The sequence below is a fragment of the Clostridioides sp. ZZV14-6153 genome, assembly GCF_020657855.1.
Taxonomy (GTDB): domain Bacteria; phylum Bacillota; class Clostridia; order Peptostreptococcales; family Peptostreptococcaceae; genus Clostridioides.
On record NZ_JAGWCZ010000022.1, the window covers coordinates 1 to 24,554 of the forward strand.

The 24,554-nt window shown below is 30.2% G+C and carries 14 protein-coding genes and 12 tRNA genes; 25 read left to right on the forward strand and 1 reads right to left on the reverse strand.

All coding sequences use genetic code 11. The features are described 5' to 3' along the window. Window positions 1–81: 81 nt before the first annotated feature. The 25 genes from KGF46_RS18000 to KGF46_RS18120 all read left to right on the forward strand — a co-directional run bounded on the left by KGF46_RS18000 (window position 82) and on the right by KGF46_RS18120 (window position 23,436). A tRNA-Arg gene (locus KGF46_RS18000) sits at window positions 82–158 on the forward strand. Window positions 159–167: 9 nt separating this feature from the next. Continuing rightward, window positions 168–243 (forward strand) — tRNA-Gln (locus KGF46_RS18005). Between the two features lie 11 nt (window positions 244–254). Continuing rightward, window positions 255–330 (forward strand) — tRNA-Lys (locus KGF46_RS18010). Between the two features lie 2 nt (window positions 331–332). Next, window positions 333–421, forward strand: a tRNA-Ser gene (locus tag KGF46_RS18015). A gap of 3 nt (window positions 422–424) precedes the next feature. Next, a tRNA-Phe gene (locus KGF46_RS18020) sits at window positions 425–500 on the forward strand. Between the two features lie 6 nt (window positions 501–506). Then, a tRNA-Met gene (locus KGF46_RS18025) sits at window positions 507–583 on the forward strand. A gap of 11 nt (window positions 584–594) precedes the next feature. Beyond that, a tRNA-Ile gene (locus KGF46_RS18030) sits at window positions 595–671 on the forward strand. A gap of 20 nt (window positions 672–691) precedes the next feature. Next, window positions 692–768 (forward strand) — tRNA-His (locus tag KGF46_RS18035). An 8-nt stretch (window positions 769–776) separates the two neighbouring features. Further along, window positions 777–852: transfer RNA gene (locus tag KGF46_RS18040), tRNA-Lys, on the forward strand. A 7-nt stretch (window positions 853–859) separates the two neighbouring features. Continuing rightward, window positions 860–933: transfer RNA gene (locus KGF46_RS18045), tRNA-Cys, on the forward strand. A 7-nt stretch (window positions 934–940) separates the two neighbouring features. Further along, a tRNA-Arg gene (locus KGF46_RS18050) sits at window positions 941–1,017 on the forward strand. A 12-nt stretch (window positions 1,018–1,029) separates the two neighbouring features. Beyond that, window positions 1,030–1,105 (forward strand) — tRNA-Val (locus KGF46_RS18055). 74 nt (window positions 1,106–1,179) lie between these two features. Next, a complete protein-coding gene (locus KGF46_RS18060; RefSeq protein ID WP_227830198.1) occupies window positions 1,180–1,593 on the forward strand; it encodes a hypothetical protein in 414 nt (137 codons plus the stop codon). 303 nt (window positions 1,594–1,896) lie between these two features. Next, the gene (locus KGF46_RS18065; RefSeq protein ID WP_227830197.1) at window positions 1,897–5,328 is read left to right on the forward strand and encodes a pyruvate carboxylase; all 3,432 of its coding nucleotides are present in this window, start codon (window positions 1,897–1,899) and stop codon (window positions 5,326–5,328) included. 239 nt (window positions 5,329–5,567) lie between these two features. Next, the gene (locus tag KGF46_RS18070) at window positions 5,568–7,496 is read left to right on the forward strand and encodes an elongation factor G (protein ID WP_227830196.1); all 1,929 of its coding nucleotides are present in this window, start codon (window positions 5,568–5,570) and stop codon (window positions 7,494–7,496) included. Between the two features lie 504 nt (window positions 7,497–8,000). Next, window positions 8,001–8,465, forward strand: a complete 465-nt coding sequence (locus KGF46_RS18075) for a CtsR family transcriptional regulator (protein WP_227830195.1) — start codon at window positions 8,001–8,003, stop codon at window positions 8,463–8,465. Between the two features lie 6 nt (window positions 8,466–8,471). Beyond that, window positions 8,472–8,966, forward strand: a complete 495-nt coding sequence (locus KGF46_RS18080; RefSeq protein WP_227437113.1) for a UvrB/UvrC motif-containing protein — start codon at window positions 8,472–8,474, stop codon at window positions 8,964–8,966. Window positions 8,967–8,981: 15 nt separating this feature from the next. Further along, window positions 8,982–10,007, forward strand: a complete 1,026-nt coding sequence (locus KGF46_RS18085; RefSeq protein WP_227830193.1) for a protein arginine kinase — start codon at window positions 8,982–8,984, stop codon at window positions 10,005–10,007. Then, a complete protein-coding gene (locus KGF46_RS18090; protein ID WP_227842881.1) occupies window positions 9,994–12,441 on the forward strand; it encodes an ATP-dependent Clp protease ATP-binding subunit in 2,448 nt (815 codons plus the stop codon). The genes KGF46_RS18085 and KGF46_RS18090 overlap by 14 nt, the downstream gene beginning before the upstream one ends. Before the next feature lie 179 nt (window positions 12,442–12,620). Beyond that, window positions 12,621–13,994 (forward strand): DNA repair protein RadA, encoded by a 1,374-nt coding sequence (gene radA / locus KGF46_RS18095; protein ID WP_227830191.1) that lies wholly within the window; start codon window positions 12,621–12,623, stop codon window positions 13,992–13,994. A 2-nt stretch (window positions 13,995–13,996) separates the two neighbouring features. After that, complete coding sequence (gene disA / locus KGF46_RS18100; protein WP_227437106.1) at window positions 13,997–15,067, forward strand: DNA integrity scanning diadenylate cyclase DisA; 1,071 nt, start codon at window positions 13,997–13,999, stop codon at window positions 15,065–15,067. Between the two features lie 88 nt (window positions 15,068–15,155). Next, window positions 15,156–16,250 carry a PIN/TRAM domain-containing protein gene (locus KGF46_RS18105; protein WP_227830190.1) on the forward strand — a complete coding sequence of 365 codons (1,095 nt, stop codon included), beginning with the start codon at window positions 15,156–15,158 and terminating at the stop codon, window positions 16,248–16,250. A gap of 128 nt (window positions 16,251–16,378) precedes the next feature. Then, the gene (locus KGF46_RS18110; protein ID WP_227862218.1) at window positions 16,379–18,556 is read left to right on the forward strand and encodes a hypothetical protein; all 2,178 of its coding nucleotides are present in this window, start codon (window positions 16,379–16,381) and stop codon (window positions 18,554–18,556) included. Between the two features lie 224 nt (window positions 18,557–18,780). Further along, window positions 18,781–22,212 carry an excinuclease ABC subunit UvrA gene (gene uvrA, locus KGF46_RS18115; protein ID WP_227862219.1) on the forward strand — a complete coding sequence of 1,144 codons (3,432 nt, stop codon included), beginning with the start codon at window positions 18,781–18,783 and terminating at the stop codon, window positions 22,210–22,212. A gap of 12 nt (window positions 22,213–22,224) precedes the next feature. Further along, complete coding sequence (locus KGF46_RS18120) at window positions 22,225–23,436, forward strand: MFS transporter (protein WP_227862220.1); 1,212 nt, start codon at window positions 22,225–22,227, stop codon at window positions 23,434–23,436. Here KGF46_RS18120 and KGF46_RS18125 read toward each other — a convergent pair. Further along, the gene (locus KGF46_RS18125; RefSeq protein ID WP_227862221.1) at window positions 23,419–24,249 is read right to left on the reverse strand and encodes a MerR family transcriptional regulator; all 831 of its coding nucleotides are present in this window, start codon (window positions 24,247–24,249) and stop codon (window positions 23,419–23,421) included. The two genes, KGF46_RS18120 and KGF46_RS18125, sit on opposite strands and share 18 nt — an antisense overlap. Window positions 24,250–24,554 lie beyond the last annotated feature (305 nt).

The window sequence follows — 24,554 nt, forward strand, 5'->3', positions numbered from 1 at the left end:
CGGGTGTAGCTCAATGGTAGAGTTCTGGCCTTCCAAGCCAGCTGTGAGGGTTCGATCCCCTTCACCCGCTCCAAAAAGCGTGGGTGCATAGCTCAGCTGGATAGAGCAACGCCCTTCTAAGGCGTGTGTCCGGGGTTCGAATCCCTGTGCGCTCACCACATATATATTGGGGATTAGCCAAGTCGGTAAGGCACATGACTTTGACTCATGTATGCGTAGGTTCGAGTCCTGCATCCCCAGCCAAATAAAAACATGGTCTATTAGCTCAGTCGGTAGAGCACCTGACTTTTAATCAGGGTGTCCCGCGTTCGAGTCGCGGATAGATCACCAATGGAGAGGTGTCCGAGTGGTTTAAGGAGCTGGTCTTGAAAACCAGTGACTTCGAAAGGGGCCGTGGGTTCGAATCCCACCCTCTCCGCCAAATGCCCAGATAGCTCAGTCGGTAGAGCAGGGGACTGAAAATCCCCGTGTCGGTGGTTCGATTCCGCCTCTGGGCACCAGAATATGGCGGTATAGCTTAGTTGGCTAGAGCGTTCGGTTCATACCCGAAAGGTCATAGGTTCGACTCCTATTACCGCTACCAAAATTTAATGTGGGCCATTAGCTCAGTTGGTTAGAGCGCCCGGCTCATAACCGGTAGGTCTGGGGTTCGAGTCCCTGATGGCCCACCACATTAAATTAAAGATCTATGGTGGGTATAGCTCAGTTGGTTAGAGCGCCAGATTGTGGCTCTGGAGGTCGTGAGTTCGACTCTCATTATCCACCCCAACTAATATGGTCTATTAGCTCAGTCGGTAGAGCACCTGACTTTTAATCAGGGTGTCCCGCGTTCGAGTCGCGGATAGATCACCAAAAAGGTGGCGACATAGCCAAGTGGTAAGGCAGTGGACTGCAACTCCTTGATCCCCAGTTCGAATCTGGGTGTCGCCTCCAATAAAATGCGCTCATAGCTCAACTGGATAGAGTGTCTGACTACGAATCAGAAGGTTAGGGGTTCGAGTCCCTTTGGGCGCACCATATAAACATCGAGGGATTATAGCTCAGCTGGGAGAGCACCTGCCTTACAAGCAGGGGGTCACAGGTTCGAGCCCTGTTAATCCCACCAGTGTAAACCTCTAGTAATTTTACTAGAGGTTTTATTTTTGATTAAAAAAGATTTATATTTAGGAGGTAAAAAATTTGTATATAATTATAGGAAATGAAATAGTTGATAGTGAAGAACTTAAAATAATCATAGATAAAAATAGTAAATTCAAAGTTGAGAAGGATTTAAGTAAAAGTACAAAAAGAGAGGATGTAATAGCTTATCAATTAAGTATAAATTTGGATTACTTAGATACTATTATAAGTGAACAAGATGAGTATATGACTTTATCTGATGAGGAAAAGTTTGATGAGTATATGACTTTATCTGATGAACTTGCACTAGATTTAGAAGAACTTATGCCAAAGTACACAATAATAAATGCTAGAGCATATAAATTAGATGAGGTAGAAGGAGTAGTAAAAATAATACTAGTTATAGCATATGCAGATTTAGGTCATCTAAAACTTTCTGATGTAATAAAACGTTTGTTAAGACAGATAGATTAAGATATGAACTATATTGAGAAAAGTATGTGAAATATTACGTAAAGATGAAAATAATTATGTAAACAGAGAAAAAAATAGTATAAAATAAAATCAATTGTAGAAATTTTCACACAAGTTTGTCTGAAATTCCATAAAAAATCCCTTAATTTTAGTGAGGTAAATTGAGTTTAGACAGTCTAAAAGTTATATATATTTATAAATTTATCTTATTAATTAAGGAACTTGCTTAAACATCTTCAAAAATAAAGTATTTTAGTCTATAATCTTTAATATTACACAAACAATAAAGGAGAAGAATAGAGTATGCTTAAAAAGTTTAATAAAATACTAGTAGCTAATAGAGGCGAAATAGCTATAAGAATATTTAGAGCCTGTTCAGAATTGGGGATAAAAAGTGTTGGTATATATAGTAAAGAAGATAAATATGGATTATTTAGAACAAAAGCAGATGAATCGTATTTAATAGGGGAAGGCAAAGGTCCAATAGATGCATACCTAGATATGGATGGAATAATAGACTTAGCAAAGAGAAAAAAAGTTGACGCTATACATCCAGGATATGGTTTTCTAGCAGAAAATGCAGAATTTGCTCGTAAATGTGAAGAAAATGGAATTACTTTTATAGGCCCATCATCTAAAGTAATGAATATGATGGGGGATAAGATAAACTCTAAAAAAATTGCAAAAGAAGTTAATGTTCAAACTATACCAGGAGTGGAAAAAGCAATAAGAAGTACTGAAGAAGCAAAAGAAGTTGCAAATAAAATAGGTTATCCTGTTATGATAAAAGCATCTAATGGTGGTGGCGGTAGAGGTATGAGAATCGTACATCATGAAAAAGATTTAGAACTTGAATATGAAACTGCTTGTAGTGAATCAAGAAAAGCTTTTGGTGAAGATATTATATTCATAGAAAAATATATAGCTGATCCAAAGCATATAGAAGTTCAAATATTAGGGGATAACTATGGAAATATAGTTCATTTATACGAAAGAGATTGTTCTGTTCAAAGAAGACATCAAAAGATAATAGAATATGCACCAGCATTTTCATTAGATGAAAAAGTAAGAAAAGAAATATGTGATGATGCAGTCAAGTTATCAAGATATGTAGGATATTCTAATGCAGGGACACTAGAATTCTTAGTAGATGCAAATGGTGGTCATTATTTTATAGAAATGAATACAAGAGTACAAGTTGAGCATACTGTAACAGAAATGGTTACAGGAATAGATATAGTTCAAAGTCAAATATTAATAGCTCAAGGATACAGTTTAGATAGTGAAGAAATAAATATAAAATCACAAGATGATGTTGAAATAAGAGGATATTCTATCCAATGTAGAATAACTACAGAAGACCCTAAAAATAGATTTATGCCAGACACAGGTAAAATTCAAGTTTATAGAACTGGTTCAGGATTTGGTATAAGACTAGATGGTGGAAATGGATTTACAGGAGCAAACATAAGTCCTCACTATGATAGTTTATTGGTTAAGACAATATCTTGGGATAGAACATTCCAAGGAGCAATAAATAAAACTATAAGATCTATAAAAGAACTTAGAGTTAGAGGTGTTAAGACTAACGTAGGATTTTTAGTTAATGTCTTAAATAATCCTATATTCTCAAATGGTAAATGTAGTACTAAATTTATAGATGAAAATCCAGATTTATTTGAAATAACAGAAAGTAAAGATAGAGGAACAAAATTACTTCAATTTATAGGTGATGTAATTGTAAATGATAACGCTTGTCAAGAAAAACCATTATTTGATGCGTTACATGAACCAAGAATGAATAAAGATGGTTCAAAGGCAGAAGGAAGTAAGATACTTTTTGATAAGTTAGGTAAATCTGCATATATAGAAAAAATAAAAAATGATAAAAAACTATTATTAACAGATACAACAATGAGAGATGCACATCAATCATTATTGGCAACAAGATTAAGAACATATGACTTACTAAAAGCTGCTAAACCAACAGAAAAATATCAAAAAGATTTATTCTCACTTGAAATGTGGGGTGGAGCTACTTATGATGTTGCATATAGATTCTTAAAAGAGTCACCTTGGCGTAGATTACAAAAACTAAGAGAAGAAATACCAAGTATAATGTTCCAAATGTTGCTTAGAGCATCAAATGGAGTTGGATATAAAAACTATCCAGATAATGTAATAGAAGAATTTACAAAAGAGTCTGCTAAACAAGGAATAGATGTATTTAGAATATTCGACTCATTAAACTGGGTTGAAAATATGAAACCATCTATTAATACAGCTCTAGAAACTGGAAAAATAGTTGAAGCAACTATGTGTTATACAGGTGATATATTAGATAAGACTAAAACTAAATATGACTTAGAATATTATATTAAGATGGCAAAAGAGTTAGAAAGTTTAGGAGCAGATATAATAGCAATAAAAGATATGTCAGGACTTCTTAAACCATACTCTGCTTACACATTAGTCAAAGAACTAAAGAAAAATGTAAAAGCACCAATACATTTACACACTCATGATACAAGTGGAAATGGTGTGGCAACTTGTTTGATGGCATCAGAAGCTGGTGTAGATATAATTGACGCTGCATTAGAATCTATGGCAGGGCTTACAAGTCAACCATCGCTTAATGCAATAGTAGAAGCTCTTAAAAATACAGAAAGAGATACAGGTATAGATTTATTTGGATATGATGAGTTAGGAAAATACTATAAGGATTTAAGAAAAGTTTATAACAAATTTGAAAGTGACTTAACTAACTCTTGTGCAGAAATATATAATTTTGAAATACCAGGAGGTCAATATACAAACTTAAAACCTCAAGCTGATAGTTTAGGATTAGTTAATAGATTTGATGAAGTTAAAGAAAAATATAAAGAAGCTAATGAAGTTGTAGGAGATATAATAAAAGTAACACCATCTTCAAAAGTTGTAGGAGATTTAGCTATCTTTATGACTAAAAATAAATTAGATAAAGATAATATAATAGAAGAAGGTAAGAACTTATCATTCCCAGATTCTGTTGTAGACTACTGTAAAGGTATGATTGGTCAACCAGAAGGTGGCGTACCAAAAGATTTACAAGAAATAGTTTTAAAAGGTGAAGAAGCTATTACAGTAAGACCAGGTTCACTATTACCAGCAGAAGATTTTGATGAGATAGCAAAATATCTAAATGAAAAATATGATATAAATGCAAATATAAGAAATGTTATAAGTTATGCTTTATATCCAAAAGTTTATGAAGACTATATTAAACATTTACAACATTATAATGATATATCTAAACTTGAAAGTGATGTATTCTTCTATGGATTAAATAAAAATGAAGAATGTGAAGTAGAAATAGAAGAAGGTAAAGTATTAACAATAAGATTAGTTGAAGTTGGCGAAGTTAAAGAAGATGGATTTAGAACTATAGGTTTTGAATTAAATGGAATGGTTAGAGAAGTGGAAATAAAAGATAGAAACTTCTCTGGAAAAGTTACTAATGTTGAGAAAGCTGATATGAATGATCCACTTCAAATCGGAGCAAGTATACCAGGAAAAGTTATAAAGATAATGGTTAAAGAAGAAGATGAAGTAAAAGCAAATCAACCATTAATAGTTATAGAAGCAATGAAAATGGAAACTATAATAGTTGCTAAGACTGATGGAGTAATTAAATCAATTAAAGTAAAAGAAGATGATATGGTTGAAGATAAACAATTATTAATGATAATGAAATAATTGAATTAAAATAACTTATAAAACACTCTAAAATATTTTTATTAAATATTTAGAGTGTTTTTATTTATTTAAATTAAATATTTGTTAAAAAAAAGAGGAAAATTATATCCCTATGTAGAAATAAAGCTAGTAAGGAAAATGTTATCTAAAAATTCTAAAAATAATAAACATTTTCTAGACTATTTCTTAGGAAATAACAGCTAAGAGAAAATACATAAATTTAAAAGGTGGGTGCTTATATGAAAGTTTATGATAGTAATATGTTGAGAAATGTAGCGGTATTAGGACATAGCGGATGTGGTAAAACAAATCTAATCGAAACTATAGCTTACACAGCAAACACTAATAAGATACCTAAATTAACTGACAAGGTAAATATGACTTATAGTATGGGATTAATACCTATAGAATATAATGACTATAAGTTTAACTTATTGGATACTCCAGGATATTTTGACTTTAGCGGAGACGTTGTATCATCTCTTAGAGCAAGTGATGCAGCAATAATAGTAATAGATGCAACAGCACCTATTCAAGTTGGTACAGAGAAATCATTAGAACTAACTGAGAGTATTCCTAAGATAATGTTTATAAATAAAATAGATAATGAAAAAGCAAGATATAAAGATGCAATAGCAATGTTAAGAGAAAAATACAATAATAAGATAGTTCCAATGATAAGTCCTATATACAAAGATAAAAACTTTGTCAAGTTACATAATGTATTTGAAAATATAGATGATTTAGAAGGTGAATTTAAAGAACAAGCTATGAGTGTAAAAGAAGCTTTAATGGAACTTATAGCAGAAACAGATGACCAAATATTAGATAAGTATTTTAATGGAGAAGAGTTAACTACAGAAGAAATCCAAAAAGGTATTGTTATAGGTATACAAAGAGGAGATATTATACCTGTAATATGTGGTTCAACTATAAATAACATAGGGACAAAAGAAATATTAGATACAATATCAAATTATATAGAACCTATATTTACAGAAGAGAGTAAGCCATTTAAAGGATTAGTATTTAAAACTATGGTCGACCCATTTGTAGGAAAAATGTCATATATAAAAATTACTCAAGGTACAATTTCTAAAGATAAAGAAATTTTTAATATAAACAAAAACATAAAAGAAAAAATAGCTAACATATATACATTGAGAAATAGTGAGTTAGTTGAAATAGAAAAAGCTAAGGCTGGTGATGTGGTAGTTGTAACTAAAGTTAATTCTCTAAAAACAGGAGATACTATATCTGTAGATAAAGATGCAGAAGCTTTAGATAAGATAGATTTCCCAAAACCACAAATATATTATGCTGTCAATCCTAAAAATAAGGGTGATGAAGAAAAGGTAGCTGCTGTATTAAACAAACTTGTAGAGGAAGACCCTACATTACATTGGTATAGAAATACAGAGACAAAGCAAGCTCTTTTAGGAGGACAAGGGGAACTTCACATAAAAACAATTAAAAATAAAATGAAAGATAAGTTTGGGGTAGATGTTGAATTAAATGACCTTAAAGTTCCTTATAGAGAAACTATAAAGGAAACAGCTGATGTACAAGGGAAACATAAGAAACAATCAGGTGGCCATGGTCAATATGGAGATGTAAAGATAAGATTTGAAAGATGTGAATCTGATTTTGAATTTGCAGAAGAAATATTTGGTGGTTCTGTACCAAAACAATATATACCAGCAGTAGAAAAAGGTTTAAAAGATTCTATGCAAAAAGGGGTATTGGCTGGTTTCCCTGTTACAAATATAAAGGCTACACTTTATGATGGTTCATATCATGATGTAGATTCTTCTGAAATGGCTTTTAAGATGGCAGCAAGTGCAGCCTTTAAAAAAGGTATGGAGGAAGCTCATCCAATATTATTAGAGCCTATTATGAAACTTAAGATAACTGTTCCAGAAGAATATATGGGAGATGTTATGGGAGATATAAACAAGAGAAGAGGTAAAATATTTGGTATGGAGCCAGATAATAAAGGAAAACAAATAATATTTGCAGAGGCTCCACAAGCAGAGACATTTAAATATGCAATAGATTTAAGAGCAATGACACAAGGTAGAGGATACTTTGAAATGGAATTAGAAAGATATGGAGAAGTTCCATCACAATTTGCAGAAAAAATAATTGGATTAGTTACTGCAAAGTAATAAAGAAGATATAATATTATATAATTAATATCCATCTATTATATAATATTATATAAAAATAATTTTGTAATTAAAGCTAGGTATATGCTTATTTTAAATAAGTATATATCTAGTTTTTATGTGTTTTTATAAAAAACAAGAAAAAATCAAATTAAAGTAATAAAAAATGTGAAGAATAAAAGATACTTTCTTAAACTGTTTTAATAAAAGAAAGTATCTTTTTATATTATTATTTTTAGAAATGTTTAATAATAATGATATGAAGGTATATTTACAAATACAAGGTATAGATACATTAAAAATAAATTAATAACCAAGAATTTTAAAACTTAATTATTGTAAATGTAAGAAGTAGAAGCTTATATTTAAAAAAAGATGGACACTTACATTTAAATTATTATGAAAAAAATAAATTTACACAATTTAGGGCTTTAAAAATTTAAATAATAGGTGTAAAATAGTAGTCAAAGAAAGTCAAAAATAAAAAGGTGTGTGGTGATATAAATGGCAACTATGACAGATATAATTGAAAAATTTATTAAAGATTTGATGGAAGAAGATAGTAGTATACAAATTCAAAGAAATGAACTAGCAAACTTGTTTAGTTGTGCACCATCACAAATAAATTATGTTTTAACGACAAGGTTTACCATAGATAAAGGTTATTATATAGAAAGCAAAAAAGGTGGCGGAGGATATGTTCAGATAGAAAAAATACGAAGAAGTAAAGATGGACATATTAGAGAAATATTGAATGAAAGAATAGGAAGCCAAATATCCTATAAGAAGGCAAAAGAGTTGGTAGAAAGTTTGAGAGAATCAGACTTGATTAGCGAAAGAGAATTAAAACTAATATTATATGCAATAGATGATAAGTCATTATGTATGCCAGTATATGAATTAAAAGAGAAGGTAAGGTCTAATGTTTTAAAGAATATAATAATAGGAGTATTTAGTATAGAGGAGTGATAATTTATGCTATGTCAAAAATGTAATAAGAATAAAGCATCTGTATATTACAATAAAATAGTCAATGGAGAAAAGACTGAAATGTATTTGTGTAGTGAATGTGCTAAAGAGAATACAGAGATGAATTTTAATTTAGATATGCCTTTTTCAATGATGGATATATTTTCTAACTTAGGATTTCAACCTAAAAAAGAGCTTGAAGAAAAGTTAGTTTGCCAAAAATGTAATATGACATATAGTGAATTTAAGAATAATGGAAGATTTGGATGCAGTGAATGTTACAATGCATTTAGCAGTCAAGTAAATCCAATGCTTCAAAATATACATGGCCATATAGAACATATAGGTAAGGCTCCTAAAAAATCATTTTATAAAATAAGTGTAGAAAATGAGATTAGAGAATTAAAAGAAGATTTAGATAGAGCTATAAAAAATGAAGAGTATGAATTAGCTGCTCAATTTAGAGATAAGATTAAGTATTTAAAAGGCTCTATTGACTAAGATTGGAGTGATATTATGAAAGAGAATATAGTCATGAAATCAAGAGTTAGGCTAGCTAGGAACTTGAACAATTATCCTTTTCCAAATAGATTAGATAAAGAGTGTGCTATGGAAATAATAGAAAAGGTAAAAAATGCATTTATGAATTCTAGTTTAGAACATAAAGAAGAGTTTGATTTCTATAAGATTGAAGATTTAGACCAATCTAAAAAGATGCTTATGGTTGAAGAGCATATGATAAGTCCAGACTTAGCAGAAAATGATAAAAGCGCTGTTATAGTAAAAAAAGATAAAACTGTAAGTATAATGATAAATGAAGAAGACCATATAAGAATACAAACTATATGTGATGATTTAAATTTAGAAAATGCTTATAACATAGCAAATGAGATAGATGATTTATTAGAATCAAATTTAGAATATGCATTTAGTACAAAGTTGGGTTATCTAACATCTTGCCCAACTAACACAGGAACTGGAATGAGAGCTTCTGTGATGATGCACTTGCCTGCATTAAGTCAATTAGGTTATATGGATGAACTTTATAAGATTTCATCACAAATAGGTATAGCAATAAGAGGTATATATGGAGAGCGAACAGAAGCATTGGGAAATATATACCAAATATCTAATCAGCTTACACTTGGAAGAACAGAGTCTAATATTATAGAGAATGTAAGTGGCCTTACAAAGGATGCAATTTCAAAAGAAGTGAAAGCCAGAGAAATATTACAAAAAAAATTGGGTATAAAATTAGAAGATAAAATATTTAGGTCAATAGGAACACTTGAAAATTCAAGGGTAATGAGTAGTTCAGAGGCAATGAGCCATCTATCAAATATAAAAATGGGAATAGAAATGAACTATATAAAAAAATTAGATTTAAAAGCTATAGAACAACTTATGATAGGTATACAACCAGCACATCAGTCAATAATGTATAAGAGTGATGATGTTGAGAATAGAGATATAAATAGAGCAACATACATTAGAGAAACTTTGGAAAAATTAAGAGGAGGGATAAATTATGAACTTCAATAGATTTACACAAAGAGCTAAAAAAGCAATTGATTTAGCGTTTGAGTCTGCTAAAAACTTAGGACATAATATTGTTGGAAGCGAGCATATACTTTTAGGTCTTTTAAAAGAAGAAGAAGGAATAGCTGCCAAAGTTCTAAGTAAGGTTGGATTTACAGAGGCTTATTTAGAAGGCAAAATAATTGATATGGAAGGTAAGGGTGAAGGAATCCCAGAGGATATAGTATTAAGCCCAAGAAGTAAACAAATATTGGAACTATCAGGAATGTTTGCAAATAAATTAAAAACAAATTATATAGGAACTGAGCATATATTATTAGCTATTATTCAAGAAGGTGAAGGAATAGCCAATAAAGTTTTGAACTATGCAGGTGTAAATGACAGAACTCTAGCCCAATTAACAATTGATATGATGGGTATAAGTGATAATAATCAATATAAATCAGAAAATAGTTACACGGGCAACCAAAATCAAACAGAGTCTAAGATTCTCGATAAATATGGAAGAAATCTTACACTATATGCAAAACAAAATAAAATAGACCCTGTTATAGGAAGAGAAAAAGAAATACAAAGAGTTATACAAATATTAAGTAGAAGAACTAAAAACAATCCTGTGCTAATAGGAGACCCAGGAGTAGGTAAAACAGCTATAGCTGAAGGTCTAGCAACAAACATAGCATTAGGTAATGTTCCAGAAACACTAAAAAGTAAAACGCTGTATTCTTTAGAGATGGGTTCTTTATTAGCTGGTGCTAAGTACAGAGGAGAATTTGAAGAAAGAATTAAAGAAGTTGTAGATGAAGTTGTTAAAAACGGAAATATAATTTTATTTATAGACGAGATGCATACCATAATAGGAGCTGGGTCTACAGGAGAAGGCTCTATAGATGCGTCAAATATATTAAAACCTGCGTTAGCTAGAGGCGAAATACAAGTTATAGGTGCAACAACAATAGATGAGTATAGAAAGCATGTTGAAAAAGACTCTGCACTAGAAAGAAGATTCCAACCAGTTATGGTGGATGAACCAAGTAAAGAAGATTCAATAAAAATATTAGAAGGATTGAGAGATAAATATGAAGCTCATCACAAAGTCAAAATAACTGATGATGCTATAAAAACAGCTGTAGAATTATCAACTAGATATATATCAGATAGATATCTACCAGATAAAGCGATAGATTTGATTGATGAAGCAGCATCAAAAGTTAGGCTAAAGGAAAATACTCCTCCAGCCGAAATAAAAAAATTAGAATTAGAAATAGAAAATATAGATAAAGAAAAAGAAGAGGCAGTAAGATGCCAAGATTTCGAGAAAGCAGCAAAAATAAGAGATGAGCAAGGTATACTTAAAAAACAATTAGAAGATGTTAGAGAAAGATGGAATAAATCATCTAAACATTCTGATTTAGTTGATGGAGAAGTCATTGCTGAAGTAGTAGGTTTATGGACAGGAATACCTGTTAATAAAATTCTTGAGGAAGAAGCTGATAGACTTTTAAAACTTGAAGAAATCTTACACAATAGAGTTATAGGTCAAGAACAAGCAGTAAAATCTATTTCCAAGGCAATAAGAAGGTCAAGAGCGGGTCTTAAGGATCCTAATAGACCAATTGGTTCATTTTTATTTTTAGGGCCTACAGGAGTAGGAAAAACAGAATTATCTAAGGCATTAGCAGAAGTGCAATTTGGAGATGAAAATCAAATAATAAGAATTGATATGTCTGAATATATGGAAAAACATGCTGTATCAAGAATGATAGGTTCACCTCCTGGTTATATAGGTCATGATGAAGGAGGTCAATTAACTGAAAAAGTAAGAAGAAACCCATATTCAGTTATTTTATTTGATGAGATAGAAAAAGCTCATCCAGATGTGTTTAATATTCTATTACAAATTCTAGATGATGGTAGATTAACAGATTCAAAAGGAAGAACTGTTGACTTTAAGAATACTATTGTTATAATGACATCAAATGTTGGTGCATCTACAATTGGTAGACAAAAAACTTTAGGGTTTAGTATAGCTAAAGGAGACGAAGAAGAAAAGTCTCAATATGAAAAAATGAAAGAAAACATAATGGGTGAATTAAAGCAAAGATTTAGACCAGAGTTTTTAAATAGAATAGATGATATAATAGTTTTCCATTCATTAAATGCAGAACACATATCTAAAATAGTAATTTTAATGGTAGACAAATTACAAGAAAGACTAAAAGATATGGATATAAAACTAGAAATGAGTGATGAAGCTATAAATTTAATTTCTAAATCTGGGTTTGATTTGGAATATGGAGCAAGACCTCTTAAAAGAGCCTTACAAAAAGAACTAGAAGATGAGTTATCTGAAGCGATTTTAAAAGGTGATGTAAAAAAAGGAAGTAATATAATAGCAAAAGTTAAAGATGAAAAAATAGTTTTTGAAACTAAATAATTCAATAGAGTTGCATTTTAAAATCTTATAGATATAAGTTTTATAGTTTAAAGAAAATTTTAAGGGCAATGAATCTATAATAATTCATTGTCCTTAATTATTTTATTTAATCTTTACCTATTCTCTTTCACATATGCTAAAATTATAGTATAGAATAATAAATTAAGGATGATTAAAATATGGCAAAAATAAAAACTAAATATGTATGTCAATCCTGTGGATATGAAACAGCTAAGTGGCTTGGAAAATGTCCAGAGTGTACAAAATGGAATACATTTGTAGAAGAAGTAGATCAAAAAAGCACAAAAAAAGAGGTCTTTATAATAGATAAATCTTCATCTAAACCAGTTAGTATAACTTCAATAGAGAGCAAAGAAGAAGAAAGGTTTACAACAGATATAAAAGAATTAGATAGAGTACTTGGGGGAGGTATAGTTAAAGGTTCTCTAGTACTTGTTGGTGGAGACCCTGGTATAGGTAAATCCACACTTTTAATTCAAGTTTCTAGTAATGTAGCTAAGTTAGGAAAGACTGTTTTATATATAACTGGAGAAGAATCAGAATCACAGATAAAAATGAGAGCAAAAAGATTAGGTATTAATTCAGAAAATTTATATATATTTGCCGAAAATAATTTAAGTATAATTGAATCTTATTTAGAAAGTGTAAATCCAGAATTAATAATTCTAGACTCAATTCAAACTGTCTTTAGTCCAGAAATATCTTCAGCACCAGGAACTGTCAGTCAAATTAAAGAAGGTACTTCAAAATTCATGAAGATTTCTAAAAAAATGGGAATTTCAACATTCATAGTTGGTCATGTAACCAAAGAAGGTTCACTAGCAGGGCCAAAATTATTAGAGCATATGGTTGATACTGTTTTATATTTTGAAGGTGAAAGATATAATACATATAGATTAGTAAGGGCTGTTAAAAATAGATTTGGTTCAACAAATGAACTTGGGGTATTTGAAATGAGGGACTTGGGATTAGTAGAGCTTGATAACCCGTCTAAGATTTTGATATCTGAAAAACCAAAAGATGTAGCAGGCTCAGTTATAATATCTACTGTAGAAGGTACAAGACCAATGTTACTTGAATTACAAGCATTAGTTTCGCCGACAAGTTTTGGTATAGCAAGAAGAACATCTACAGGAGTAGATTATAATAGAGTTGGTATGTTATTAGCAGTCTTAGAAAAACGTGTTGGTCTGCAAATACAAAATCAAGATGTATATATAAATATAGTTGGAGGTATAAAGATAAATGAACCTTCGATTGACTTAGGAATAGCTATTTCTGTAGCATCTAGTTTTAGAAATATACCTATAGATGAAGATATAGCTGTTACAGGAGAGGTAGGGCTTACAGGAGAAGTTAGATCAGTAAGTTTTATAGAAAAAAGAATTGCTGAGTGCAAAAAACTTGGATTTAAAAAGATAGTAGTTCCTAGAAGTAATTATGAGGTTGTAAAAGATACTAAGGGTATAGAAATATGGCCAGTAGATAACTTAAGACAAGCTATAAATATAGTACTTGGGAGGAATCAATAAATATGGAGAATTTTTTGGATAATAAAAATATGCTGTATGCATTAAAAATGATATCTCCTGGAACCCCTCTTAGATTAGGTCTAAACAATGTACTAAGAGCTAAGACTGGTGGTTTAATTGTAATTGCGACAAATGAAGATGTAATGAAAATAGTAGATGGAGGATTTGCTATAAATGCAGAGTATTCACCATCATATCTATATGAATTAGCCAAAATGGATGGAGCGATAGTTTTAAGTGGTGATGTAAAGAAAATATTATTTGCTAATGCACAACTTATACCAGATTACTTTATAGAAACGTCAGAGACTGGAACTAGACATAGGACGGCAGAAAGAGTAGCAAAACAAACTGGTGCTATAGTCATAGGAATTTCACAAAGAAGAAATGTTATAACAGTTTATAGAGGAAATGAGAAGTATGTGGTCGAAGATATATCTAAGATATTTACTAAGGCAAATCAAGCAATACAAACTTTAGAAAAATATAAAACAGTATTAGACCAAGCTATAACTAATTTAAATGCTCTAGAGTTTAATGATTTGGTAACTATTTATGATGTAGCACTAGTCATGCAGAAAATGGAAATGGTAATGAGAGTTACAAGTATAATTGAAAAATATGTAATAGAATTGGGGGATGAAGGAACTTTAGTAAGCATGCAATTAGAGGAATTAATGGGTACAACTAGAATAGATCAGAAATTAATATTCAAAGATTATAACAAAGAAAATACTGAAATAAAAGAACTTATGAAAAAAGTTAAAAATTTAAATTCAGAAGAACTAATAGAATTATTTAATATGGCAAAACTATTAGGGTATAGTGGATTTTCAGAAAGTATGGATATGCCTATAAAAACAAGAGGCTATAGAATTCTTAGCAAAATACATAGACTACCAACAGCAATAATAGAAAACTTAGTAAATTATTTTGAAAACTTCCAAGAAATATTAGATGCATCTATTGAAGAGTTAGATGAAGTTGAAGGAATAGGCGAAATAAGAGCAACATATATAAAAAATGGACTTATAAAAATGAAACAATTAGTATTATTAGATAGACACATATAATGAATTTTAAGTGAATTTTACTACTTTTTTCTTGAATATAATATACACTTTGGTCTATAATAGATAAGTATAACTAGGGGGTGAAGCATTGATAAGGAAAGTAACAAGGATATTGTTTATTTTACTTGGATTTACGATAGGTATAACGACCTATTTAACATTGATGAGAGATTTTGAAATATTAACATTTGGAAAAGAAACGTATGGTTATATAGCAGCTGTAGTAGCAGGTATAGTAATAGCTATTTTAGGATATCTTATAGAGCCGTGGGTTGTAAATAGAACAAAAGAAATTGCTAAAGTTGTGGATAAAGAGTTATCAAAATATCCTCAAACGGATATATTATTAGGGTCTATGGGTCTTATAGTAGGATTCGTAATTGCATATTTATTGAGTGGATTAGTAAACAGAATACCAATAGTAGGTGGAATACTATCTTTACTATTATATTTATTCCTAGGATATCTTGGAATGAAAGTTGCGCTTAAAAGTAAAAATGATTTATTTAATATTGGAAAATTAGGAAGATTAGCAAATCCTATTAAAGATAAGGATAAAGACAAAGATAATAAAAAAGAAGTAAAGGCGATACCTCCAAAAGTATTAGATACAAGTGTAATAATTGATGGAAGGATAGCTGATATTTGCAAAACAGGATTTGTAGAAGGAAAACTTATTATCCCTGCTTTTGTTTTGGAAGAACTAAGACATATTGCAGATTCTTCAGATGATTTAAAAAGAGTAAGAGGTAGAAGAGGTCTGGATATATTAAATATAATTCAGAAAGAATTAAATATAGAGGTTGAAATAAGTGAAAGAGACTTTGATGATATAGCAGAAGTTGATAGTAAATTATTAAAGCTTGCCCAAGTATTAAATGGAAAAGTTGTTACTAATGATTATAACTTAAATAAAGTTGCTCAATTTCAAGGTGTTGAAGTATTAAATATAAATGAGTTGGCTAATGCTATAAAACCAGTTGCAATACCAGGTGAAGATATGGTTGTTCAAGTGGTTAAAGAAGGAAAAGAAGCTCAACAGGGTGTTGCATATCTAGATGATGGAACTATGATAGTTGTTGATGGAGGAAGAAAACATATGAATGAGACTATAAAAGTTTTAGTAACTTCTGTTCTTCAAACTCCTGCTGGTAGAATGATATTTGCAAAACCTAAAAATTGATATATTCAAATAAACCTAAAATTTGGGCTGTTTATTGTAAATAGATGGTCCAAATTTATTTATTTATAACGATAATGTTTAATGTATTCTTAAGTGTGAGGATTTAAATCAGAAAGCAGGGAGAATTTATGAGAAAAAAGATTATATCTTTCTTAGCAACATTTATCATAATATTAATATCGATGAGTCAGTATAGCTTTGCAGATGATATACCAACGCATGGAAAAGTAATATTTATAGATATGAATAGAACTAGTATGAACAATATGTTAAGAATAAAATCATTGAGAGAAGAGCTAGAAAATAGAGGGTATATTGGCTTGATGAACATAAGAGGCGATAAAGGTAGTGATGATAGAAGGTCATATGCCAGTATGGGTGCTGGTGGAAGAGCCAATGTAGCTAATGAAGAAGATATTAATTTTGAAAGCTCAAGCAAAGATAGAAATATAGTTTTTGAATCAGTTACAGGTAAGAAAGCAAAAGGTATAAATGATTTGACTATAAATATGTCAATAAATGAGAATCTAAACTTTGGAGAATATGGCTCTACATTGGGTTCATTAGGTCAAAGTTTATCTGAAAATGAACTGAAAACGTCCATATTAGGAAATGCAGATATAGTTGAAGGTGGTCAACTTGTAAAAAATAGAAATTTATGCCTAACAGCTATGGATGAGTATGGTAGAATTCCTTATGGAAATGTAGATAATATCAATAAAAAAGATTTATCTATGCCTTATGGAATATCAACTGATTATACTAAGCTTGTTGCTGAAACTAAAGAAGCTTATAAAAACAGTGATGTAGTTTTTGTAGAACTTGGAGATACATATAGATTAGATTTATATAAACCAAACTTGAATGAAAATACATATAAAAACATGAAAGACAAGATAGAAAAAAATATAGATGAATATTTAAAAAATATATTTTCTATGGTTGGAGAAAATGATACTGTTTACATATCCAGTGCATTTCCAAGTGATTTAGATTATAAAAATAAAAGAAGACTTTCTCCAATAATAAAGTTAAGTGGGAATGGAAAAGGATTGTTGTCATCTTCAACTACTAGAAGAGAAGGTATTGTAACTAATTTAGATGTAGGAGTAGACATACTAGATAGTTTTGATTTAAAAAATCCAAATATGGTTGGAAGAAAGTATGAACTTATCAATAGAGATGATAATAAAGAATATTTAATGGATGAATATCAAAAGATAGTATCTATTTCAAGTATAAGGTCTGTGATATTAAATGGTTTTGTAAATGTAGTTTTTTTGTCGTGGATAGTTGCGATGATTGCAATTTTATTTAGAAAACATATATCAAAAAAACACAAAGAAACAACATACTTTATACTAAAAGAACTTTTAAAAATAGGAATAGTAATGCCTCTGTCATTTATGATAACCCCAATAATGAACTTTAAAACACCAGTAGCAATTTCCTTAGGCATAATTATAATAACACTTACTATATATTTAATAAGTAAAGTTTTAATAAAAAATGACCTAAAAAATATTCTATTCTTTACAGGATTAACTATATTGATTATGGTTATAGATTCTGCACTTGGTGCATATCTAATGAAAGGTAATGTAATGAGCTATGATTGTATAATTGGAGCTAGATATTATGGTGTAGGAAATGAATATCAAGGTGTGGCAATAGGGAGTGCAATTTTTACATTTGCAATTTTATTGACATATAAAAAGATACCAAAATGGTCTGTAATAGTCTTTTCTTTAGCCATTTTAATTACTAGTGCATCTCCAATTATGGGAGCAAATGTAGGAAGTGCTATTTCTGAATGTGTAGCATTTTTACTATTTATATTATTGATATATGATGTAAAGATAGATTTTAAAAAAGTTATATTGTTAGGCATAGCAGTACTACTTGTTTTAGGAGTTTTTGTAACAATAGATATAGTTTCAGGAAGCAACTCACATTTAGGTATGTTTGTAAAAGACATTTACTTTAATGGTCCAGGAGAAATAATACAAACATTTAGTAGAAAGATAGAAATGAATTTAAAATTAGCTCAAACCAGTGCATGGGTAAATATATTATTAACTGGAATAGGAGTAATTTTAGTACTTATGCTTACTCAAATTAGATATTTCAAACAATTAATTAATGAATATCCAATTGTATTTAAAGGGTTTATAGCATCCGTAGTAGGATGTTTTGTCACTCTTTTAGTAAATGATTCTGGTATAGTTTCATCAGCTACAGCTTTTATATATGTAATTGTACCTATGATTATATTAAGTATAAATATGACAGCATTAAAAGAATAAATTATAGACATCACTATATAAAGGTTAAAATATTAATTTAAATTGATTTTTATATAATACAATTAAAGAGAGTGTCTCAAAATAATTTTTTAAGATTATAGATGAGACACTCTTTTTTATGTAAATACAATATATTATATATTTGTTAATAAAAAATAAAGAAAAAAATATCCCTTGCTATTGACACAGTGTCATGTTGTAACCTCTATTTAGAGAGGTGAATGATGATCAAAATATTAAACTATACAAATCAAAGTATAATTACTAATCCTACAAAATTTGAAAAAGAGTATAAGAACCTTCCTACTACTCCTACTGAACTATTAGAGATTGTTCAGAATTTAATTATTCATGGAGAACATGGAAATCTATATGGTGTATCGTTTAGTAAGCAACAATCAGAAGAAGAATTACTACGTACAGTTTCACAAATGCTAGGGAAGATTATGAAAATAAATTCTCAATCGATAACTATACCTAGAGAACCAAAGCAACGATTAGTAGGTATGTGTAGAGATTATTCTTTACTCTTTGTTTCTTTTCTTAGGTATCAGGGTTACGAAGCCAGAATGAGAGCTGGGTTTGCCAGCTACTTTCAAAGTGAGATTCCTTACGAGGATCATTGGGTTGTTGAATATTATAATAAAATCCAAAACAGATGGATAAAAATTGATGCTCAGATTGATGAGATTCAAAAGAAACATTTTCAACTTGATTTTGATACTCATGATATTGGTAAAGAAAATGGATTTTTAACAGGAGCAGAAGCTTGGATAAATTGCCGACAAGGTACTGCTCATCAGTATGATTTTGGATACAACAAAAACTGGAAAGGATGGCACTCAGTAAAAGGAAATCTTTTACATGATTTTAATAATCTCATTGGATTAGAGTTACTTCCTTGGGATTTATGGACAGAATTGAGTACAAAAAAATATAGTCAACTAACTATAGAAGAAAAAAATTTATTAGATGAAATCGCCGAAATAATATCTGATAAAGATATGAAGATAAATAACATAAATAAGCTGATTTCTAAATTACCAGAAGAATACATTACATCTATTTTTTCTCAACTTAAACTATTAGGTATTTTAGAATCAAAACAATTTAGCAATCCTAAAGAATTGGAGAAAAAATTTGAACTTATTAAGACTTCGAAAATACCTAGTAAATACATACCTTCTTCTAACAAAGATACAATTTATTTAAAAGGAGGGAGACAAAATAATTTAAAGGATATAGAAGTGAGTATTCCCAAAAATAAGTTTACAGTAATTACGGGAGTAAGTGGCAGTGGAAAATCATCCTTAGCTTTTGATACAATTTATGAAGAAGGAAAAAGACGTTATTTTGAGAATCTAAGCAATGCTGCAAAGTTACAAGAACAAATTCAAAAGCCTGAGTTTGATTTGCTTCAAGGGTTAACACCTACAATTTCTATTGAACAGAAAAAAGGAAGTAAAAATCCACGTTCTACAGTAGGAACTCTTACTGGTATTTGGGATTATTTACGAATGCTATTTGTTTCAATTGGGAGAAGCTATTGCCCATACTGTAAAGTACCCTTAAAGAAAAAGAATAAAACAAAAAATTATTGTCCACATTGTGAAACTCTTTTTTCGAAAATAAATACTTCAACATTCAATGCTAGTTCCCATACAGGAGCATGCCATACGTGTAACGGTTTAGGTATTATTTATGAAGTTAACCCTCAATTAATCGTAAAAAATCCTAATATTTCCATATTAGATGGAGCTACTTATTATTGGGGAAAATTAAGAGGTAAAAAGCTAACAGGAAACTGGATGGTAGGCGAATTATTTGCAATTGCAGAACATCAAAATATTGACTTATCTACACCTTGGAACTTACTTCCTAAGGAATTTATTGATGCTATTTTATATGGTACTGGAAATAAAATATATGAATTTAGCTATGAATCAAAAGGTAGATTAGCAAAAATCAAAAGACCTGCTTCTGGAGCAATTAATCATATTCAGCGACTTTTTAGAGAATCTAGTGCAAATAATAATGCTTCACAACAATACATGGAGGAAGTACCATGTCATACGTGTAATGGTGAACTACTTAGCACAGAAGCAAGGTTTACTACCATTCAAGGTTATAGGTTTCCTGAATTAGCTAAACTGACAATAGAACAATTATGGGATTGGTTATCTGAATTACCAAACTACCTTCAACAAAATGAAATAAAGGTTGTACAAGATATACTAATGGAACTAGAAATTCGAGTTAATTATTTACTAAAAGTTGGGCTATACTATTTGACTACTGACAGAACGGCACCAACATTATCAGGCGGAGAATTACAACGTGTCCGTTTATCTAGCCAATTAGGTAGTGAATTAATTGGATTAACTTATATTTTAGATGAACCTTCTATTGGATTACATCCTAGAGATCACCATTTAATGATTAAGATGATGAAAGAACTCAGAGATAAGGGTAACACTGTTATTGTCGTAGAACATGACAAGGATACCATGCTACAGGCAGATTATATTATTGATGTAGGGCCTGGTGCAGGTATAAATGGGGGAAAAATAATTGCGAAAGGAACCGTTCAACAAATTATAGAAAATCCAAACTCTATTACTGGGAAGTATCTTCAAATAACAGAGAAAAAAGGAACACTAACTAAACAAGTACCTAAAAAATGGTTAAGCTTAAAAGGATGTAATGCCCATAATTTAAAAAATATTGATGTAGAAATTCCATTGAACTGTATGTGTTGTATTACAGGTGTGAGTGGTTCTGGAAAAAGCTCGCTTATTTTTCATAGCTTAATACCAGCTTTAGAAGAACAAATAAATCAGAAAATTAATCGTAACAAAAAATATGATGAACTAACTGGAACAGAGCATATTGATGGTTTCATAACGATGGACCAAACACCTATAGGAAAATCAAATCGATCTACTCCAGCTACTTATATCAATATTTTTGATGATATTCGCTATATATTTGCTCAAACACCAGAGGCCAAGATGAGATTATTTGATGATAGTTGTTTTAGCTTTAATAGCAAAAACGGTCAATGTCCTAATTGTCAAGGATTAGGAAAAACAAAAATTACTCTACAATATATGGCTGATAGTTGGGCAACTTGTTGTGAGTGTGGCGGGAAACGATATAAAAAGGAAATTTTATCAATTTTATACAAAGAAAAATCTATTGTAGATATTCTTTCCATGGAAGTACGAGAAGCAAAAGAGTTTTTTAATGACAATTCTGAATTATTTAGAAAATTATCTATATTAGAAGAGGTTGGGCTAGGTTATTTAAAATTAGGACAAAGTACATTAGGTTTGAGTGGTGGAGAATCTCAAAGAATGAAGTTAGCGAAAGAATTGGGAGCAAAAACGAAAAAGCGAATGCTATATATCCTAGATGAACCTACTACAGGTCTTCATTTTCAAGATATTGAAAATTTACTAATTACATTTAAAAAATTAGTAGAAGAACAACATTCTTTGTTAGTTATTGAACATAATACTGAAATTATGAATGCATCTGATTGGATAATTGATGTAGGTCCTAATAGTGGTGCTCAAGGGGGAGAAATCATTGCTTTTGGAACACCTAATGATATAAAAAATAACCATGATAGCATAACTGGAAGATTCTTATAGGAGGAGAAATACATGAGAAAAGAAAAAAGTTGGCAAATGAAATTGACTGCTTACATGTTTAGTCAAACAATCTCCATGTTAGGCTCCTCTATTGTATCTTTAGCAATGATATGGCATGTCACTCTTCAAACAAACTCAGGAATTAGTATTGCAGGAATTACAATAACTACATTTCTCCCACAAGCACTCATTATGTTAGCGGGAGGAGTAATTGCAGACCGCTTTTCCATGAAAAAGATTATCATTTTGTCTGATATTTTTATTGCAGGAGCTACACTCTGCTTAGCAATTTTATACTTTTTAGGTTATCAGTCTATTTTATGGATTTACATTTTTAATACTTTCAGATCTTTGGGGACTGGAATTCAATTACCTGCCTCAAAAAGTATCCTTCCTCTATTTATTCCAGAAGAGGAATTATTGCGAGCAAATAGCTATTCAACAACTATTTGGAGTGTAATACAACTTATCTCCCCTGGTTTAGGAGGATTGGCACTAACCATGTTACCATTAGGAGAAGTTTTTCTTATTGATGTTGTAACTGCACTTATTGGTGTTAGCTTATTGTCAACCATTTCAATACAGGAAACAGAGCAAAAGGTAGCAGAAAATAGTATCAGAGAAATGAAAAAAGGATTTCAATATCTGTCTCGCTCAAAAACATTGAAAAGTATATTAATACTATATACAGTTTTTCAATTTCTAGTTGTTCCTGCTTCTCAACTAACTCCTCTTCTAGCTTCAAATAATTTGGGAGAAAAAGTGTGGATATTAAGTGTAATCGAAATTTCTTTTTCAGTAGGGGCACTGGTATCAAGTCTAGTAATGGGTTATAAAAAGATTAAAATTTCACATTTTAAGCTAATTGGTTGTTCTGCCTTTCTATTTGGCTTGATGATGATTTTAGTAGTAATTAGTAAACAAGTGCACCTATTTCTGGTGAGTATGTTTGTTATGGGTATAGGAAGCCCTCTCTATTATACGCCACTCATTACAATTATCCAGAAAGAAACACAATTAGAATATATGGGACGTGTTTTCTCCTATGTAGACTTATTGGGAACTTTGGCTACACCATGTGGGATGTTTATATTTGGACCATTAAGTTCTATAAATTTGAGCAGTGCCTTTATCATACCTGGATTATTTCTGGCATTTTTAGGTGGAAGCATACTAATAAAAAAGGAAACAATTCTATCCAACAAATCAGATAGAATCGATTAAAACTAGAGGAATTTGAATTTCGGTTAAGTATTCTTGTGGATTATCTGTATGTCTATAATCAACAATGGTAATTTGGCGTGAGTAATCACCGATTGAATATTCATTATGTTCAATTAACCATTGCACAAGTGATGAATAAGCAACCTCAAGATTAGAATAAGGTCCATAAACCATCATTGAAGCCATAACGTCAACAGATTCCAACATTCTAAAACAAATACTACCAGAAGAAGTTCCAAGTTTCTTTACAATGAAAGCAACTTCAATGTCAACTCTATCATCTGCGTGTTCAATATCATGATAAATAGCTATATTGTTGTATCTAGTTTGGTCAATAGTAATATTATTCTGTATGACAAATTCAGTTAGCTCTTTCCAAAGGAGTTCTTCTTCGAAAGGGCTGTTCATCTTTCTTCTTAATGAAATGATAGGAATTGCTTCTACTCTTTTTAAAGATATATTGTAATGTTTTTCAATTTCATTTTTTTGAATATGCTCAATTGCTTCTTTTAGTTTGTTGGCACGAAGTTTTTCTTCTTCTATGTATTCATAGGTTGCATTTAATTTCTTTGACATTTTATCTAAAAGATACTGCTGATTCCAATGGTCAACTATATCTTTTATTTCTACGATACTAAAATTTAAGTCTCTTAACATTATAATTTTTTGAAGCAAAGGGGCTTGATTAGTTGAATATAATCGGTGACCTGTAGAGGAGTCAATGTATTCGGGTTTTAAAATTCCTTTCTTATCATAATACCTCAACATTCGTACTGAAACTTTTGTTAATTTTGAAAAATCACCTATTTTCATTTGTTTCACCTCCATAAATTTAGTATATAAGATTAATTTTGATACTTCAAGATTTAATATAAACAAGAAATAAAAAATAATTTTATTAATGTTTATAAAAAATGAGTTATGATATAGATTTATATTAAAAACTAATTCTTCAAATAAAGTCAATATAACTTACAAAATAGGACATATCCATGTTACTAATAAAATATTCTTACACAAAGGTGAATCTTGTATATCAGGATTTACCTTTTTATATAGGAGAATCTCTATTTTATTTTAAAACAGTATATTTTTTGTTATACAAAAAAACAGTTGAC